Origin of the sequence: Oceaniferula marina, assembly GCF_013391475.1 — a bacterium.
GTDB classification, from domain to species: domain Bacteria; phylum Verrucomicrobiota; class Verrucomicrobiia; order Verrucomicrobiales; family Akkermansiaceae; genus Oceaniferula; species Oceaniferula marina.
The window spans coordinates 14,296-32,945 of sequence record NZ_JACBAZ010000001.1 but is presented as its reverse complement, the minus strand read 5'-3'; the positions used below and the strand labels follow the sequence as shown (position 1 = coordinate 32,945).

Below are 18,650 nucleotides of genomic sequence, written 5' to 3'. Positions count from 1 at the left end.
TGCATCAACTCCGCGCCGGCCCGACCGTCTCCCCTGCTACATAGTCCGGGATCAAATTGATATGCGAGGTCGTGCACACCTGACTTTTCAAAAGGTCTAGCAAGCGAGGCAAAATCTGTGTCACGGCACGTTCTTCGTTCACCATGTAATGCGCCATCCGAGGACTCGTATAACTTAAGATCGGCTGAGACCTCAACAATATGATCGAGACCTGCTCCGGCACTTGAATCTGCTGCCGCTGCAACCAGGTCAGCGCAAATAATGCCACACTCGGAACACTGCAGATCAATGCGGTGGAACGCCATGCACTGGCTCTGGAAAACTTCTTCTCAAATTCCCCCGGCAACATATCCGACTGAGCAGAACAGGCCAACACATCGGCCTCTTTCCCACTCTCGGCACAAAGCTCATAAAGCAACTGTTCCAACTGATCTTCACCTACCATATGCTGGGCCTGACGAATCAGGGTGATGTGCTGATGCCCATGACGACCTAACATCGCTACCGCATGCTGCAAGGCAGCGGCACTATCCACCTCCACACTGGCGAGATCGACCCCCTCGGAACGGGTTCCCACAATACAAGCCGTCGGCTGGTTTCGATAAAACCAACGCTGCACTTCGCTGGGCATTTGATGCAATATCCACACATCCCCGCCAAAAGAGGTCAACCACTCCTTCATCAACTCATCAGGATGCTGCAACACTTTTTCCGGCACGCGCACCACATTGAGGGAGCAGTCATGAGGCAATAGACGACTCTGCAGTTGAGCAATCAATCTCAGATTAATACTCGGCATCTCGGAAAAAGCCCGAAGGGTCAACCATACAATGCTCTTCGTGCCATGAGCCGCGGTAGGCTTCGCCGTATTATCCAAATATGGACATTTTAAAATCTGCCGCCGTTTCCCTGAACCGCCGGCATCCACCAAGCCTTCTTCCTCAATCTTGGCGATCGCCCGCCGCAAAGTACTCCGACTGATCTTCATCTGCTCACAAAGCACCCTCTCCGGAGGCAAGTAATCTATCCACTGTCTGTGGGCAATCCCGCTACGAAGACTATCAACCGTCTGGGCTAGTAAAGAAACTCGCTGAGGAACCATGGCCATACATGGTGTATGCTAGAAGCCAAACCTGACAGATTCAAGGGGGATCAGAGGTTATTTTTCACTTGACCTTAAACGATTCGTCAATGAGATTCGCGCCCTCGTGACCAATTTGTGCAAGCTTTTGTTCACGAAATGCGTTATAGGGTGAGGTCTATCCCGACCCCGACAATCTACATCATTTCAACCACTCTCATGGCAACCAAAAAATCAGCCGCTAAAAAAGCGACGGCTAAGAAGGCTCCAGCCAAAAAGACCACCGCCAAAAAATCAGGCGACAAGGCAGATCCTTCTTCCTCATCCAAATTAGATGCCAAAAAACCTGCTGCTAAAAAAACAGCTAAAAAATCGGCCCCAGCTGCCAAAAAGGCAACAAGCAAGAAGGCCGCTAAAAAAGCGCCCAAAAGCAGAATCGACACCCCTGAGATTCAGGAAAAAATCCGCGAACTCATCAAGCTGGCCAAGGAGCAGGAATACCTTACCTACGATGACGTCAACGACTGCCTCCCCAACGACCTTGTCGATCCGGGAGACGTCGAAGCCATCCTCGACCGCCTCCGCAAAATGGAGTTTGATGTCATCGATGCCTCGGAAGTCGACTCCTACCGCGACCGCAAAAAAGACGATACCGACGATCCAGGCACCAAGGGTGACCAGAAACTCGACATCCTCGACGATCCGGTCCGTATGTATCTTAAGCAAATGGGACAAGTCCCTCTGCTGACTCGCGAACAGGAAGTGGAAATCTCGAAGCGCATCGAAGATGCCGAAACCGCAGCCAACGCCGAACTACACAAGTTTGGGTTTGTCGCTAACTGCTACCTCGACCTCGCCGACCGACTGAGCCGAGGCAAAGAGCGCTTCGACCGCATCATCCAGGACAAAAAAATCGAAAGCCGCGAGCGCTACTTGCGTGCACTTCCGAAACTTTGCGAACAAGTCCGCAACCTCCACGAGGACAACGACCAGATTTTCCGTAAACTTCAGGCGAAAAACCCACGAGGAAAGAAGAAACTCATCGAAAACTTCGAAAAGAACCTCACCTCCGTCACCCGACTCTATAACCGCTTCTACTATAAGCAAAAAGTCGTCGAGGACTTCAATAACGAGGTCGAAGAATTCCAAAAGAAACTCTGGAAGTATGAGCGCAAGCTCAACGTCCACCCGGATGACAAGGAATTCGAAACCAAGGTGCGTGAAATCCAGCAACTCTCATGGCACAAGGCCGAGGACTTTGTCGAGTCCCGCAAAGCACTGCGCAAGCGCACCCGCCAGGCCTATCAGGCGAAAACCGAAATGGTCGAGGCCAACCTCCGCTTGGTCATCTCCATCGCCAAGAAATACACCAACCGTGGACTTTCATTCCTCGACCTGATCCAGGAAGGCAACATGGGCCTGATGAAGGCCGTGGAAAAATTTGAATACCGCCGCGGATATAAGTTCTCCACCTATGCAACCTGGTGGATCCGTCAGGCGATCACCCGCTCGATTGCCGACCAGGCACGGACGATCCGTATTCCGGTGCACATGATCGAAACCATCAACAAGCTGATGCGTGTGCAGAAACAACTCGTTCAGGAATACGGCCGCGAACCCAGCCCGGATGAGATTGCCGAGGAAATCCATCTGCCCGTTGAGCGTGTGCGCACCGTGCTGAAGATGGCCCAACAGCCGATCTCACTGCAAGCACCGGTTGGTGACTCCGACGATACATCCTTCGGTGATTTCATTGAGGACAAAGCGGCTGAAAACCCAATGGAAGAAGCAGGCTTCGCTATGCTTAAAGAAAAAATCGGCGATGTGCTCGACACCTTGACTGAGCGTGAGCGTGAAGTGCTCGAACAACGCTTCGGCCTGAAAGACGGCTATTCCCGCACTCTCGAAGAGGTGGGCCGCCAGTTCCAGGTGACTCGCGAACGCATCCGGCAAATCGAGGCCAAGGCACTGCGAAAAATGCGTCACCCAACGCGTATCCGCAAACTGGAAGGATTCATCGAACTGCCAAACCTTCCCTAAGCACCCTCTCAGCTTTTACCACTGCGGATCTCTCTTCGATCCGCAGTTTTTTATCCCCCCCCCTTTCACCAAGGGCCACAGTCCATTCTACAAACCATCATGTCTGAAGAACTCATCGCAGAAAAATACCCGAATGCCGAAACCTCAGAGTCCGGCTTAAGATACGTCGTCACGGAAACCGGCGCAGGCACCGAAAAACCAAGCAAAGGACAATCCGTCACCGCTCATTACTCTGGCTACTTGCTTGACGGCTCCAAATTTGACTCATCCGTCGACCGCAACCAACCCTTCGTCTTCCCGGTTGGCATGAGCATGGTCATCAAAGGATGGGACGAGGCCTTTCTCGATATGACCAAGGGAGAAAAGCGCACCCTGATCATCCCTCCCGAACTGGGGTACGGAGCCAACGGCTATCCACCGGTCATTCCTCCGAGTGCCACACTCATCTTCGACGTCGAACTGATCGATTTTTAATCGCAGATCCGACATCAGCATCTCTCAAAGCGACTCCATCCTGGGTCGCTTTTTTTGTGCTCTCACCTCTCCACGGGCCGGACATTCACCACTTTTTCATTCGGGCTTCATCTTTATTTCACAAAGCTGTGAGAGACTTCGCAGCATCATGACCACAAACAGCAAGCGCCTCAGCATCGCCAATCTCGTCTGCATCGGAGCCATTGCCGCCGCCGTTTCCCTCGCATGGATCATTCTTGGAGGCACTCTGAGCAAAAGAAACAACTCCGCGAACCGACACTCGAGAACAAGCGTCAATCAAGTCTGGGGGCCAGCCCAGAACCAGGAACATCTTAAACTCTGGTATAGCACAGAAGATAACGTCCACCACCGCATCGCAAGCCAACCGGACGCCAGCGAGATCGACGTGCAACTCAACTACGAGCCCAAAAAAAAGGGCCTCAGCTGGAACAGGACCTACCGCGTCCACTTCAGAGCGAACTATACCATCCATAACGCGTCGAACACCAAGCGGCGATATGAGTTTACTTTTCCTCTACCGTCGCTCGATAGCAGTTATCACGATTTCACCCTCAAACTCGATGACCAAGACTTCTCTGACACGGCTCCGCAAAATGGAGGCATCCATCACAGCTTGAACCTATTAGCAGGAGAAAGTCGAGTCATCTCCATTGCCTACGCATGCAGAGGAACAGACCAATGGAAATATCTTTTCCACGATGTGGAACGTATTCACCAATTCAAGCTGGCCATGCTCACCAACTTTGCTGATATCGATTTTCAGGATGATGCCAGCTCCCCCACAGACCGGCATTACGACCACGACAAAAGCACATGGAACCTCGTCTGGGACTACCCCGATGTGATCAACCCGAAAGATATCGGCATGGACATGCCAGCAGCGAAAAATCCGGGGGCCGTCGCAGCCAAAATTAGTTTCTACGCGCCACTCTCACTGCTCTGCTTTTTTGCCGTGTTGATTTTATTCGGTCTACTGAGAGGGCACAACCTTCACCCGGTCAACTATCTGTTTCTATCCGCCGGCTTCTTTGCCTTCCATTTACTTTTTGCCTATTTGACGGACCTCATTCATATGCATCTCGCCTTTGCGATTGCCTCTGCCGTTTCACTCACACTCATCGGTGGCTACCTCCGTGCCGCAAGTGGTAAAACCTTGATGGGAGTCGCTCTGATCGCTCAATTTTTCTATCTGACACTCTTCAGCTACAGTTTTTTATTCAAAGGGGGCACCGGACTCAGCATCACCCTGGGCTCGATCGCTACGCTTGCCCTCCTCATGGCTGCAACAGCTAAAATCAACTGGTCCGAGGTCTTCGAGCACATGACCAAACCTGGTCAAGGAACGTCTCCAACACCCCCAAGCAATAGTCATCTCACTCAGCAGGCTGAGTCATCACCAACATAGCCCCGAATAGATTGCTCTCGACTTTTCCCGATGGCCGAACCGCCATCTGGGAAATGTCACCATCCAGAAACAAGGCATCCTTACAGCCGAGATGTAAAAAGAAGCGGGAAAATCCATGCAGATTAACCCAGCCCTCTTTATCCGTAATGACAAAAATCAGTCCTTGATCATTTACCCCGACCCCATTGCGATGCAAGGCTGAAGTCGATGCCCTGCGGAAAGCGGGATGAATCCTTCCTCCTTCCAGTAACAAAGGCCCGGACTGCACTGCTAATCTCGTCTTTTGAGACCATACCGCTTGCTCTTGAGAGTTTCGCCCGTGCGACCACAAACGGGCCAGAGCATGCGATGACTGAATCCTGGCTCCTGATTTAGAAACCGTCAGCACACCATTTGGCTTCAAAAAAAAGTTCCCCTTGCCTGGTCTCAAATTCAATGGGCGTAGGCTGCGAAACTGCTGATGGTGCATCCCTGTCGGAATCCCTCCCGGTTCAAAGATCCCCGCATTGGTAATAAATGTCACCTTTTCTCCCTTTGCTTCATAGTGAGCCTGCACGCGGTCAAAACTCCTCATGGGTTTTCCATCGCTCCCCAACCAAGCCAACTTCAGCTGATACAGCATCTTCTTCGGAATCCGACACACCCGGTAAGGCACTCCCTCAAAACGTATTTTCTCCTCGTTGAGCATGGAAGGCGGAGGATCTCCAACAGACGACTCCGCATCTAGCTTTGTTGAGGCACCAAAACTCAATCCAACAGCCAAGACCATCAATAACCCCGGCCGACAACGAACTTCCGACATTGCTAAAACACTCATAGCCTCTTTCTTCATATCCTTTATACCAAAAAACCACAAATCACTTCGTTCAACAAGAAGACATATTCTTTATGCCCGGACTTTCTCTTGATTCCGCCCCCACTCTCCCTTTAATCAGAATCATGAATGAACGCTCTCTTCCCACGGCCCAAATTCACGGAATACTCAACGGCAAACAAGTTCAGTGTTATACTCTGAGCAACAGCCAAGGCATGACAGCTACAGTCAGTGAACTTGGAGCCCACCTCACGAGCGTCACCATTCCCGGCCCCGATAGAAAAGACATCGAACTCACGCTCGGACATGCCAACTTCGAAGGCTGGTGCAATAACGGACCTTCCCTTGGCTCCACCTGCGGACGCTTTGGCAATCGTATCGCCCACGGAGAGTTCAGCCTCAACGGCAAACAATACACGCTGGCAACGAACAATGAACCCGGAGGCATCCCCTGCCACCTCCACGGTGGCAACGAAGGCTTCAACCGAAAAATCTGGAAAGCCACGCCCCTTGGTGAAAGCAAGCGCCAAGGAGTCGCCTTTACCCTGAGCTCTCCCGATGGAGATGAAGGGTATCCCGGAAAGCTCGACGTCACAGTCACCTACTGGCTCAGCGATGACAATGAGCTGATTTGGCAAGCCAAGGCCACCACCGACATGGCGACCCCCGTCAACCTCGTCAACCACACCTACTGGAACCTCAGCGGCGATTTCAACCAAGCCATCACGGATCACGAAATCCAAATCCACGCCGACCACTACCTCCCGACCAATCCAGGGATGATACCCACAGGGGAAATCCGCAGCGTCAAGAACACGCCCATGGACTTTACCCAGCCTAAACCCATTGGCAAAGACATCGACACCTCTTACGAATCTCTCAATCTGGGCGCCGGATACGACCACTGCTGGGTTCTGAACCAATGCGATGGCAAGCTTCACACCGCCGCAATCGTGCAACACCCGGCATCCGGCCGCCGCCTCGAAGTTCTCACCGACCAACCTGGAGTCCAGTTTTACACCGGCAATTTTCTCGACGGATCAGTCCAGGGACGCAATGGCAACACCTTCCCGAAACGCACCGGTCTCTGCCTCGAAACCGAAGGCTTCCCTGACGCCCCTAACCATCCAAATTTTCCATCTAGCATTTTACACCCCGGAGAAACCTACCAACACACGATGGTGGTAAAGTTTCAGGCATAACCACTTATGCCGATTTTTACCAATGACCGAGATTATCGTTATTTTTCTTCCCTATGGGTGATTTTTTACGGTATCCTGTATGGCAACACTTCCCATCCACTCATAACCCCAACAGACAAACTCAATAATTCAGACCCATGAACACTGCCTTAGAAGTCTCACTCTTTATCATAGCCGTGGTCGGTGTCATCGCCCTTGGTATTTGGAAATCCAAGGACGGCGACGATGCCGATCACAAAAAAGGAGCCGCTAACTACTTCCTCGCAGGACGGGGACTCACATGGTGGCTCGTCGGTTTCTCACTCATCGCAGCGAATATATCAACCGAACAATTTGTCGGTATGTCAGGATCTGCGGCAAACTGGTTAGGTATGGCCATTGCTTCTTACGAATGGATGGCTGCGGTCACCCTCATCGGCGTCGCATTCTGGTTCCTACCCAAATTCCTGAAAGCCGGCCTCTACACGATCCCCGAATTCCTTCAATACCGATTTGATGGTGTTGCACGCCTCGCGATGGCGATCCCCGCAATCGTTACACTCGTCTTCGTCACAACTGCTTCTGTTATCTTCTCTGGAGCCAAATTCGTGTCCGAATATTACAACGATGTGCCAGTCATCAACAACCTCACCTATATGTGCTGGTTTATTGCGATTTTGGCGGCGGCATACGTATTTGTTGGAGGTTTGAAAGCCTGTGCTTGGACCGACCTCATCTGGGGGGCCGCCCTGATTCTTGGAGGCGTCGTGGTCATGTGGTTCGCCTTTGACACCATTGCGGACAAGCCAGCCGAAGAACTCATCCTCACCAAAGTAGAAAATTCAAATGCAACCGTCGAAGACCTTGAAAAAGCAGGTGCTTGGGAAAGAATCAAACTACTCAACGATGGCGTTGACGGCGAAGCCGAAGCCCGTAACGGTAAAAACCTCTCTGGAGGTAAAATGCACATGATCCGCCCGAAGGAAGATTCGGACATCCCATGGACAGCGCTGCTCATTGGACTCTGGATCCCCAACTTTTTCTACTGGGGACTAAACCAGTATATCGTCCAGCGAACACTCGGATCCAAATCATTGGCAGAGGGTCAAAAAGGTATCGTCTTTGCGGCATCCCTCAAACTGATCATCCCTTTCCTCGTTGTCATTCCAGGAATCATGGCGTTCAACTTGTTCTCTTCGGACTTGCATGAATCCGCTGCCAAGAAAAACATCGATGCGCTCAAAGGTGTCACAGATAATAAAACCCTTGTCGTCGATGCCGACTTTGTCCTGCGCCAGCCCGAACTGGTCAGCCAAGTCGTCACCCACAACACCAAACTGGCAGGAGCTGAGGTTGCGCTAAAGGCAACCAAGGATACCATTGGAAAACTTACACCTGAAGCCTCGGAAAATGATAAAGCCGTGGCAAAGGCATCACTGATCAACGAACTCTCCAATCAGGCTGTTGCAAACAACAAAGCCATCACAAAAGGAGCCGAACTCAAAGGTTACGACTACGATGCGGCCTTCCCGGTGCTGGTGCGGAACTTGATCAAAGATTACTGGTATATCTCATGGTTTGTCCTCGCTGCCCTCTGCGGTGCGGTCATCAGCTCCTTGGCATCGATGCTCAACTCGGCATCCACCATTGCCACCATGGACCTCTATGCCAAGTTCTCCGGCGAAACGGAGTCGCATAAGCTGGTGAAAATCGGTCGTGGGTTTGTGGTCGTCTTTGTCCTTCTCGCAGCCATGGTGGCTCCGAAGCTGGATAATTTCACCAGTATCTTTGCCTACATTCAGGAATTCCAGGGGTTCATTTCCCCGGGTATTCTTGCGGTCTTTATCTTTGGCTTCTTCTCACCCCGGACCCCACGTTACTTTGGTGCCGTTGGTATCGGAACCAACGTCGTGGCTTACGGTGCATTCAAATGGGCCATTGGACCATGGATGGTTTCCAAAGGATGGTGGTATGCTGAGCAAATCGCCTTCCTCGACCGGATGGCCCTCTGCTTCTTTATCGTCCTGATTGTAGGAATCGTCCTCACAATAATCAGCCCGATGAAAGAAGCTGTCACCATGCCCGAAAATAAGGAAATCGAGCTCGAGGGCTCGAAGGGAGCCCAAGTGGTGGGCGGCCTTGTCATCGTTGCCACCATCGCCCTCTACATCATCTTCTGGTAATCATCACATCACCAGCCTGAGGGCCAACATTACCCCGACTCATATGGCCCCGACATTCCGTTGGGGCCATTTTTTCACTCCCCAGGAATGAACCATCCACCGTTCAGGCTGCGACCTCAGTCTATCCATCTGACAAATCAGAAAATCATCACACACACCTAACAAATAGAACAACCTATGAACTACCGCCGATTACTCACGTCACTCTCGATCGTGTTTGGAGCAAGCTTACCTCTTGCTGCCGAATCTCCAGATTGGGAAAACCAACAGGTTTTCCGTATTAATAAAGCATCACCTCGCTCGGTGAGCATGGCATTTCCTGACAAACAGGAAGCCATGACCAAACTACGGATGGAATCCCCCTGGTGCATCATGCTTAATGGAGACTGGCAATTCCACTGGGTGGAGCACCCCGACAAACGCCCACTGGATTTCTATAAAACCGATTACGATGCCAGTAGCTGGAAAACCATCAAGGTTCCATCCAATGTCGAACTTGAGGGATACGGCACCCCGATCTACGCAAACGTCCGCTATCCCTTCAAACAAGATCCTCCGTTCGTCATGGGCGAACCTCCAAAAAAACGCACGACTTACAAGGAGCGCAACCCGGTATCCTCCTACCGTAAGACCATCACCCTGCCAACAGACTGGGAAAAGCGCAACACGACCATCACCTTCAATGCGGTGCAATCCGCTTTTTACCTCTGGTGTAATGGCAAAAAGGTCGGCTATTCCCAAGACTCCCGCACCCCGGCCGAATTTGACCTAAGCCCTTACCTCAAATCAGGTAAAAACCTCATCGCTGTTGAGGTTTACCGGTACTCCGACGGTTCCTATCTCGAGTGCCAGGATTTCTGGAGACTGTCCGGCATCTTCCGTGATGTCTTCCTCAGCTCACGACCCATATCAGGTCTGAGCGACTTCGCCGTCAACGCCACCCTCACCCCCAACGGCAAAGGCAAGCTCAGCGTTGACCTTACCACCACCGGCAAAACAAACGTCACAGCCAGTGTCATTGACCCATCAGGCAAAACGATCGCCAGTACCAGCGGCAATCAAAAACTCGAAATCCCGAGCCTCGACATTCTTCCTTGGTCGGCTGAAAAACCCAACCTCTACTCGCTTCTGCTCGAAGTGCAACCCGACGGACAAACACCCCATTTTTATCATCAGAAAATCGGCTTTAAATCCGTCATGATGAAAAACGGCCAGATCCTGGTCAACGGCAAGCCTATCTACATCAAGGGGGTCAACCGGCACGACCACGATCCAGTCACAGGGCACTATGTCAGCGAAGCATCCATGCGTCAGGATATCGAACTGATGAAGCAGCTCAACATCAACACTGTCCGAACCAGCCACTACCCTAACGATCCTCGATTCTACGAGCTCTGTGACGAATACGGCATGTATGTCATCTGCGAAGCCAACATCGAAACCCATGCCATGGGCTACGGGAAAAGCTCACTTGCAAAAAAACCGGATTGGTATGAAGCCCACCTCGACCGCATCACCAATATGGTCGGAGCCTATAAAAACTTCAGTTCAATAATCATGTGGTCCATGGGCAACGAATCCGGAGACGGAGTCAACTTCGTTAAAGCCTCCCAATGGCTTCGCGAAAAATCCCCGGTTAAATACCCGGTCCACTACGACCGCGCCGGGCAGGCAAAACACATCGACTTGATTTCGACCATGTATGCCAACCACCAACGGCTCGAAGCATTCTGCCGCAAGGAAGAGAAAAAGCCACTAGCCGAGCAGCGCCCGTTTATGGTCTGCGAATACTCCCACGCCATGGGCAATTCATCGGGAGGCCTCTGGGACTACTGGATGCTCTTCGAAAAAGAACGCCTACTCCAAGGTGGTTGCATCTGGGATTGGGTCGATCAAGGGATTACCAAAACCAAAAAAGGGCCTGACGGAAAAACACTCACCTTTTTCGCCTACGGCGGAGACTTCGGTGACATGGATAACGACGGCAACTTCTGTATGAACGGTGTCGTCATGTCAGACCGCACGCCCTCACCTCAGGCTCCTGAAGTGCATAAAAGCTACCAGAACCTTCGCCTGAAGGATCACCAACTCGAGAATGGCCATCTCAAGATCACCCTGCACAACACCGCCTATTTCACCAATACTTCTGCCTACGACACCTTCATCACCACGGTTACCAACGGCAAAGAAGAACCAACCAAACAAATCGACACCCCCGACATCAAACCCGACAGCACCGGCACGCTCACTACGCCACTTAAACCGGCAAGTAACAGTGAAGTTCGAGTCCGCCTTGAGCTGCGCCTGAAAAACGACACCCCATGGGCGAAGAAAGGACACGTCGTCGCTCGTGAGGACATCCTCGTCCAACAAGCACCATTACCAGCTGTCGCCGATAAAGCAGCCAAAGGTGCGACCACCAGAAAAGCGAAGGGCGTCACCACGCTCAGCAAGGGAGACCTGCAAGTGAGCATCAACGACACCAATGCCCAGGTCACATCGATAAAAAAAGCCGGGCAAGAACAACTGGCCGGCCCCCTGCACCTGAACTTCTGGAGACCTCCAAACGACAATGAACGTCGCAATAAGTACACCAAACGCAGCGCTCCTTGGAAAACGGCAGGCACAAAAACCACAGCCACCCCCGATGCAACCGAGCTGAAGGATGGCAGCGCCAGCTACCAATTAAAAATACCCGTTGCGAGCACCACGGGCACGATTCGCTATACCCTCACAGAGGGCGGCCTTCAGGTGGAGGTCATGGTCCAGCCCAAAGGAAAATCCATCGCCGACCTCCCCCGCGTCGGTATGCAGTGCCTTATCCCGGCGAGTTACCAGCAGTTCCAGTGGCGGGGCATCGGACCACACGAATGCTATCTCGACCGCCGTGCCAGCGGCTACACCGGCACGTTTTCATGCACCGTGCCTGAGCTAGCCCACCCCTACAGTAAACCACAGGAAACAGGCAACCGCATGGATATCCGCTGGATGACCTTCACTAATGATGCAGGCAAAAAGCTGCACATCACAGCGCTCGGTAAACACTTGCTGCAAGGTGGTGCTTACCCCTGCCTGATGAGTGATTTAGAACAAGGTGATCACCCGTGCGACATCCCACAACGTGACGTCATTACCGTCAACATCGACCTCGCATCCCAAGGACTTGGAGGCATTACCTCCTGGGGTGCCCTCCCCATGAAAAAACATATGCTCAACAAATCGGAGACCTACACCTATGCTTTCCGGCTTGAAGTCAAATAGCCCATCACAGGTGCAGGCAAGCACTCATGCCTGCACCCCTCTTTGAATACTCAACGATTCTTCCACCAAACACCTATGAATACTCTAATTGAAAAAGCCAAAGACGGATTCACCAGCACATTCGGTAAGGAACCCACCGTGATCGCGGCAGCCCCTGGACGGGTCAACCTGATCGGAGAACATATCGACTACTGTGACGGTTTTGTCATGCCCTTTGCTCTCGAACAAAACTTCGTCATCGCGGCAGCGCCGAACGGCACCACTACCGCACGCTTCGGGGATGCCAAAGTCGAAGGCATCATCGAGATTGATGTTGCCGGAGAAATCACGGAAAGCACCCCCAAGTGGTCAAACTACCCACGGGGCGTGATGCATTATTTCAGGGAAGAGGCCGGCTGCACAATCCCGGGGTTTGATGCCTACATCATCTCAAACGTACCTTCCGGCGGTGGTCTTTCCTCATCAGCAGCCTTTGAACTCTCCGTGGCGACCATGCTGGAAGGAATCACCGGTGAAAAACTTAACACCAAAACCAAGGCGCTGCTCTGTCAAAAAGCAGAACACGTCTTTGCTCACTGCCCCTGTGGCATCATGGACCAGTTTGCTTCAGCCTTCGGAGAAACCGACCGCCTGGTCATGATCGACTGCCAATCCGGAGAACCCACGCTGGTCCCTTTTGAGAATCCTGACCTCACCGTGATTGTAGCCAACACCTGTGTCGAACACGAGCTCTCCGATGGAGGATATGCATCACGTCGGAAAGCAACCGAAGACGGACTCAAAATCATCGGCAAAAACAGTTGGCGCGATGTCAGCATGTCAGACGTCGACGCAGCCAAAGACACCATGGGCGATGTCGTCTACCGTCGAGGCCACCATGTCGTCGGAGAGATCCAGCGGACCATCGATGCCGCAGCCGCACTGAAGGCCAATGATTTCGACACCCTCGGCTCGCTGATGTATGCCTCACACGCCTCGCTGCGCGATGACTTCGAAGTTTCCTGTGAAGAACTCGACATCATGGTCGATATTGCCCGCAGCATGGGCAAAGAAGGTGGCGTCATCGGCGCCCGTATGACCGGAGGAGGATTCGGAGGCTCCACGGTCACGCTCTGCGAGTCAGACAAGGCCGATGACATCGTTGCAGCCATGACTGAGCAATACAAGGAACAGACTGGCATCGATCCTGAGATTTTCACCTCCCGGCCAAGCAAGGGAGCCAGACTGATCTGACCCGGGACGGGGCAACCAAACTCATCCTATCAAACAAACCGGCGGCATGCATTGTCGTCGGTTTTTTGTTCCCCATGAACTAGCCTACCAGATCTCCGATCGAACCAAAATCCGGGATGAACAGACGCTTGTACATCCTAGCCGCATATCCATCCGTCATGCTCGCTAAAAAATCACAAACCAAACGAGCTCGAACATGCATGTCATCCGTGGCTTCGATTTCACGAGCTGCCGCTTCGGGTAAAATTTGAAATTGTGGTCCCCCCAGGTCCGCACGCACATAAAACCCATCCAACACCTGCCACAAGCGCTCAAGCATGTGATTTCCCTTGTATTCCAGTTGCTTCAATTCCGGGGAAAGAAAGACAACCTCATAGGCGAGGCGTTTAAAAATTTTGGACTCAGCTCGAACCTCCGGATCAATCACCAAACGGAACTTATAACGGTTGGTCAGAGCGCTCATCCCATTCACATCTTCCTCCATGCGGGCCGACTGGATATAGCGTCCGATCCTCTTTCCGGCAAAGGGTTCCACACGGTCACCTCGGATTGCATCCACCAAATCACCGAGTGGCGTGCCTTGCCCGCAAGGCTCACCGACCGACTCGGCCCAACGCTCTACTCTGGACACCGTCAAAAACCCGGCCCGGACGCTATCCGATAGATCATTCAAGGAGTATGCCGTATCATCTGCCCAATCCATGATCTGGCACTCGATCGATTTGAAGCTGTCCCTGCGTTTTCCTGGCGTCAATTCAGTGGGGAAATCCACTCCCCCCATAGCCCAATCCAGATCATTGACTTGGCTGTCATAAATAAAATGATGCTCCGGTATCTGGTCACCCCGTTTCAGTTCACTCCAAAGCGTCTTGTATTTGAGAACTCCATCGACAAAGGCCCTGGTCGGATTCATCCCGGTTTGCTTGATCGAAAAAATCCGGTCTCGTAACAATCGTAACGTCTGTGCATTGCCTTCAAAGCCACCGTAATCCCGCATCAAATGATTGAGGCTTCGCTCCCCCGCATGCCCAAATGGCGGATGCCCCAGATCATGAGACAAACAAATAACCTCGACTAATTCCGGATCAATATAATGTTGGTCGTCAAGGTGTGGGTCTTGATGCTTGAGCCAATGACAAATCGAACGCCCAATCTGGGCAACCTCCAAGGAGTGCGTCAAGCGTGTGCGGTAAAAATCATACTCACCACTCCAAAACACCTGCGTTTTGCTTTGTAAGCTTCGGAATGCCGGGGTGTGCAACACCCGGTCACGGTCAACTTGGAACGGCGAACGGTAGTCGTCCTCGGACGGCCATTCCATTGTCCGCTCAATATCAAAGGCATTGTAAAAACGATTCATCCCGCGCATTCTCCACGATCCGTATCTATTATCAATTTTAAATCACACCATCTCGCGTGCGCCCAAATAGGCGTTGGCAAGAACAACGGGCAACTCCTTCGCCTGACTGTCCACCGTATAGATCCCGTGTGCCCGAAGTTCACCGAGCATCCGCTCTCGTTCTTCAAGGTAAATCGCCGTTCCTCCAACCTCCAAAGCCTCGTCCAGTGTCGATGCCTTTTGCTGCATCCGCCGGACAACCGAGGCCTCCCGCAAATTTGCCAAAATCGTTACATGCCGCTGGCGGACCATACGCAAGGGTTCCACCAACTGGTGGCTGTCTTCCCCCCTCACATTACTCAACATAATCACCAAGGCCCTCCTCCGTTGTAGCGTCAAAAGACGTTCGGCGGCCTCGGAGAAATCACTCGGCGCCGTACTGGTCTCATAATCGTAAAGGTGGTTTAAAATAGTTGTCATCGATTGAATCCCTTTGACCGGTGCAAGCCATCGTTCACCACCACCCACGGCCATTACCCCAACATGATCTCCCTGACGCAGGGCAGTATAAGCGAGCAGCAGCATGGCATTCAAGCAATGGTCAAATTGCGGCACGCCGCCATCATGGGCCCTCATGCGCCGACCACAGTCGACCGCTAGAATCACCGTCTGATCCCTCTGTTCCTGGTAATCCCGACTAATCAACGACAAACGTTTCGATGTCGCCTTCCAGTCGATTTGGGAAAGCATATCACCTAACTGATAGTCTCTCAACTGGTGAAACTCACGACTCATTCCAGCCCGATTCTTTTTAACAATCCCCATTTGTTCAGCCCGGTTGGCCATGGCTAACAGCGCATAACGCAACACCGGTTCATAGTTGGGGTAAACCCGGGTCTCTTGCATCACCCCAGCCCGACATTTTCGAGTCCACAAAAACAGTGGCGAACAAAAACGAATATGCGCAGGCTCAAACTCTTTGGCCCCACGCTCCTTGATCGTCACCGGATACTCAAGTTTGGTAAAACCTTTTGCCGGCACCTTGCCAGACCACGGAAGTTCCCGACTGCTGGCATCCGAAGGAATGCCGTCGTAACAACACAAGCGCAATGCCAAACTTCCCGGGTTACGCAAAGTCAGAGGCACGGACTGTTCAATTCCACTGGCAAATCGTCCCGGTAAATCACGCTCAACTCTGGGTCGCTTCAAAAACAAGCAAGCCAACAAATCAACCAAGAGGAAGACCAGCAACACCACTCCACCCCAGATCCAAACAGATTTCATCACTGGCCAGTGACCAGCACAAAACCCCACCACACCCCAAATCAGGGTGATAGCAACAAGATGTCGACTTGGCTGGATCATATATGATTAAAAAAAGGAAGAGTCCAAGAAGGTCGGGTCAAACGCGCGGGGCTTCGACGGCATTCACAATCCCAGCAACCGCATCATCCACCTTCTGGCCGCTGATCGCTAATTCAGGTGCCAATTGCACCCGGTGGCGCAATACAGGCAACGAAGCTGATTTGACATCATCAGGAGTCACAAAGCCCCGCCCATTGATCAAGGCATATGCTTTGGCCACTTGAATCAGACTGATCGCCCCACGAGTCCCCGCCCCCAGACTAATCCCCTGAGATTCGCGAGTTGCTCTACAAATGTTGACCGCATACCGGACGACCTCCGGAACAGCTTGAATCGATGCGCACTCGCGCTGAGCCTGAATGATCTCCTCCTGACTACAAATACGCTCGACCTCGGAAGCATCGATCCCGGAAGCCGATGCCCCGGAGGTCACCTGGGACACCACTTGCTCCTCGCTCGCCTGATCAGGATAATCAATCACCACCTTCATCAAAAAACGGTCCAGTTGAGCTTCAGGCAAAGGATACGTCCCTTCCTGCTCAATCGGGTTTTGAGTCGCCAAGACCATAAATGGAGGGTCTAACTTAATACTCTCCCCATCAATGGTCACCTGACGTTCCTGCATGACCTCCAATAAGGCGGCCTGGGTTTTGGCCGGGGCCCGGTTAATTTCATCACCCAATAGAAGATTGGTGAACACCGGACCTCGCCTCATTTGAAACGTCTGGCTTTTCATATCGAACAAAGTAAAACCAGTCACATCCGTAGGCATCAAATCAGGAGTAAACTGAATCCTCCCGAATTCCCCACCAAAGGTATTAGCCAAAGCCAACACAAGGTGGGTTTTCCCCAAACCCGGCTTCCCCTCCAGAAGAATATGCCCGCCCGACAGCAAGGCTGCCAAAACCTGACTGACTACCTGGTCCTGTCCAAAAAACACCTTGCGTAATTCCGCATAGATCTGCTGGCAGATCTGTTGTGCGGATGTTCCCTCTCCTGTTCCCGTCATCTCCATCGTCTCATTCATCGTTCTATCGTTGTTTGTTATTTGTTAAATGCTGCATCATCTTCTGTAAATTTCTGGTGATCCTAACCATCACTCCGGGTTCGTGCACGTTCTCACGGGTCATGGCTTCAATCACTTCTTCTTCTGAAATACCGGACTTTTCCGCCAACTGCTCAAAGATGCCCTCTTGGCTCGCCCCCGGTTGCATCGATAAATTACGACTCACTGCCGACCGCATTGCCGATAACATCACATCATCTCGCTTGTATTTCCAAAAGAAGCGCCCCATGCCACGCATCAGACTCAGGTATTCTCTCATCCCCCCTTCGGGAAGCCCTTGAACGGGCCCGAATCGAGGTAAATGTAACCAAAGCCAGAAGACTACCGCCAAGAGAAAGGTCACTACGGCCAATGGGTAATACCTCCAAATCAAATCAAACAGCCCATCGCCCCCACCACTGGCAAAGACAATCATCCCGGGTCTGGACAAGGCACACAACTCATGGAGAAATTGCGCATGATCGGCATAAGCAATATAGCGGTTACGGATGGGTCTTGCATCCGTCATCCAAGTGACGCGGCCATGCAGATACGTTTCACTGAGATAGCGGTGTTTTTCATCCCCACTTTCCTCACCACTACCAAACTCGGCTTCCATCAACTCAGAATATTGCACCCCTTGTTCGGACCAATGACAGATCGCCATCGGTGCTCCCTCGAGCATGATTTCACTTTTTTCCGAACCAAGAAGCACTCGGTCTTTTTCCTCCATCACTTCCCACTCGTCGAGGTCCAACGACTCCGGATCGATTGAAGCATCGGTCCGCTGATGCTCCCATTCGACTAATTCCACTTCAAGTTCCGAGCTCAGATAATCCAACCCCGGGTGCGAGGTTTCCATGTCCAACCATGACCAGGAACTCGGGTTTTTGACAAAATCATCACCACTGAGTTCCCCTGCATCCAGCATGATCACCAGATGCCCCCCCTCACTCACCCACTGCATCAAGCGCTTGGCCCTTCCCTCGGTATGAATGGATGAGGGTGGAATAAATAATGTTGATATTTCCTCAGTCAGGTAGCCCACACCGTGTTGGCTGTCGACTTCCCAACCATCATTTCTGAGAAAACGCTGGGCTGCCAGAAACGGGTTCACACCAGCCTCCCCCTTGTATCCCAGAGTCCGACGCTTTTTTTCGGTTTTGCCGCAGCCGACCAGAACCGCAAGCATCAGCAAACAAGCGAAA

Annotated in this window: 13 protein-coding genes; 7 read left to right on the top strand and 6 right to left on the bottom strand. The window is 52.1% G+C overall.

The window, feature by feature from the left end; all coding sequences use genetic code 11:
* Window positions 1-4: 4 nt before the first annotated feature.
* On the bottom strand, window positions 5-1,102 hold the full coding sequence (locus HW115_RS00125; RefSeq protein WP_178930549.1) for a substrate-binding domain-containing protein: 1,098 nt from the start codon (window positions 1,100-1,102) through the stop codon (window positions 5-7).
* A gap of 198 nt (window positions 1,103-1,300) precedes the next feature.
* On the opposite strand from HW115_RS00125, the gene rpoD reads away from it, so the two are divergent.
* The 3 genes from rpoD (at window position 1,301) to HW115_RS00110 (ending at window position 5,021) form a co-directional block, all read left to right on the top strand.
* Complete coding sequence (gene rpoD / locus HW115_RS20010) at window positions 1,301-3,121, top strand: RNA polymerase sigma factor RpoD (protein ID WP_178930548.1); 1,821 nt, start codon at window positions 1,301-1,303, stop codon at window positions 3,119-3,121.
* A gap of 99 nt (window positions 3,122-3,220) precedes the next feature.
* A complete protein-coding gene (locus tag HW115_RS00115; RefSeq protein ID WP_178930547.1) occupies window positions 3,221-3,595 on the top strand; it encodes an FKBP-type peptidyl-prolyl cis-trans isomerase in 375 nt (124 codons plus the stop codon).
* 148 nt (window positions 3,596-3,743) lie between these two features.
* Window positions 3,744-5,021, top strand: coding sequence for an inner membrane CreD family protein (locus HW115_RS00110; protein WP_178930546.1), 1,278 nt, complete (start codon window positions 3,744-3,746; stop codon window positions 5,019-5,021).
* Here the strand turns inward: HW115_RS00110 and HW115_RS00105 are convergent.
* The gene (locus HW115_RS00105) at window positions 4,990-5,853 is read right to left on the bottom strand and encodes a phosphodiester glycosidase family protein (RefSeq protein ID WP_178930545.1); all 864 of its coding nucleotides are present in this window, start codon (window positions 5,851-5,853) and stop codon (window positions 4,990-4,992) included. The genes HW115_RS00110 and HW115_RS00105 overlap by 32 nt on opposite strands.
* 107 nt (window positions 5,854-5,960) lie before the next feature.
* Here HW115_RS00105 and HW115_RS00100 point away from each other — a divergent pair, with 107 nt between their 5' ends.
* The 4 genes from HW115_RS00100 (at window position 5,961) to galK (ending at window position 13,693) form a co-directional block, all read left to right on the top strand.
* Window positions 5,961-7,037, top strand: coding sequence for an aldose epimerase family protein (locus HW115_RS00100; RefSeq protein ID WP_178930544.1), 1,077 nt, complete (start codon window positions 5,961-5,963; stop codon window positions 7,035-7,037).
* A gap of 137 nt (window positions 7,038-7,174) precedes the next feature.
* Entirely contained in the window at window positions 7,175-9,199 is a 2,025-nt protein-coding gene (locus HW115_RS19625; protein WP_227021188.1) for a sodium:solute symporter family transporter, read from the top strand.
* A gap of 177 nt (window positions 9,200-9,376) precedes the next feature.
* Entirely contained in the window at window positions 9,377-12,460 is a 3,084-nt protein-coding gene (locus HW115_RS00090; protein ID WP_178930543.1) for a glycoside hydrolase family 2 TIM barrel-domain containing protein, read from the top strand.
* A 75-nt stretch (window positions 12,461-12,535) separates the two neighbouring features.
* Entirely contained in the window at window positions 12,536-13,693 is a 1,158-nt protein-coding gene (galK, locus tag HW115_RS00085) for a galactokinase (protein ID WP_178930542.1), read from the top strand.
* Window positions 13,694-13,772: 79 nt separating this feature from the next.
* On the opposite strand, the gene dgt is transcribed toward galK, so the two are convergent.
* From dgt to HW115_RS00065, 4 genes are all read right to left on the bottom strand, one after another.
* On the bottom strand, window positions 13,773-15,053 hold the full coding sequence (gene dgt / locus HW115_RS00080; protein ID WP_178930541.1) for a dGTP triphosphohydrolase: 1,281 nt from the start codon (window positions 15,051-15,053) through the stop codon (window positions 13,773-13,775).
* 42 nt (window positions 15,054-15,095) lie between these two features.
* A complete protein-coding gene (locus HW115_RS00075; protein ID WP_178930540.1) occupies window positions 15,096-16,316 on the bottom strand; it encodes a DUF58 domain-containing protein in 1,221 nt (406 codons plus the stop codon).
* Window positions 16,317-16,434: 118 nt separating this feature from the next.
* Window positions 16,435-17,424, bottom strand: coding sequence for an AAA family ATPase (locus tag HW115_RS00070; RefSeq protein ID WP_227021187.1), 990 nt, complete (start codon window positions 17,422-17,424; stop codon window positions 16,435-16,437).
* Between the two features lie 4 nt (window positions 17,425-17,428).
* A complete protein-coding gene (locus tag HW115_RS00065; protein ID WP_178930539.1) occupies window positions 17,429-18,634 on the bottom strand; it encodes a DUF4350 domain-containing protein in 1,206 nt (401 codons plus the stop codon).
* Between the last annotated feature and the right edge of the window lie 16 nt (window positions 18,635-18,650).

Bases quoted from the DNA above. Each gene is read 5' to 3' on its own strand.
- HW115_RS00075 (WP_178930540.1), bottom strand. From the start codon at position 16,316: ATGAAATCTGTTTGGATCTGGGGTGGAGTGGTGTTGCTGGTCTTCCTC.
- HW115_RS00100 (WP_178930544.1), top strand. From the start codon at position 5,961: ATGAATGAACGCTCTCTTCCCACGGCCCAAATTCACGGAATACTCAAC.
- HW115_RS00115 (WP_178930547.1), top strand. From the start codon at position 3,221: ATGTCTGAAGAACTCATCGCAGAAAAATACCCGAATGCCGAAACCTCA.
- HW115_RS19625 (WP_227021188.1), top strand. From the start codon at position 7,175: ATGAACACTGCCTTAGAAGTCTCACTCTTTATCATAGCCGTGGTCGGT.
- HW115_RS00105 (WP_178930545.1), bottom strand. From the start codon at position 5,853: ATGAAGAAAGAGGCTATGAGTGTTTTAGCAATGTCGGAAGTTCGTTGT.
- galK (WP_178930542.1), top strand. From the start codon at position 12,536: ATGAATACTCTAATTGAAAAAGCCAAAGACGGATTCACCAGCACATTC.
- HW115_RS00070 (WP_227021187.1), bottom strand. From the start codon at position 17,424: ATGAATGAGACGATGGAGATGACGGGAACAGGAGAGGGAACATCCGCA.
- HW115_RS00125 (WP_178930549.1), bottom strand. From the start codon at position 1,102: ATGGTTCCTCAGCGAGTTTCTTTACTAGCCCAGACGGTTGATAGTCTT.
- HW115_RS00065 (WP_178930539.1), bottom strand. From the start codon at position 18,634: ATGCTTGCGGTTCTGGTCGGCTGCGGCAAAACCGAAAAAAAGCGTCGG.
- HW115_RS00090 (WP_178930543.1), top strand. From the start codon at position 9,377: ATGAACTACCGCCGATTACTCACGTCACTCTCGATCGTGTTTGGAGCA.
- rpoD (WP_178930548.1), top strand. From the start codon at position 1,301: ATGGCAACCAAAAAATCAGCCGCTAAAAAAGCGACGGCTAAGAAGGCT.
- dgt (WP_178930541.1), bottom strand. From the start codon at position 15,053: ATGAATCGTTTTTACAATGCCTTTGATATTGAGCGGACAATGGAATGG.
- HW115_RS00110 (WP_178930546.1), top strand. From the start codon at position 3,744: ATGACCACAAACAGCAAGCGCCTCAGCATCGCCAATCTCGTCTGCATC.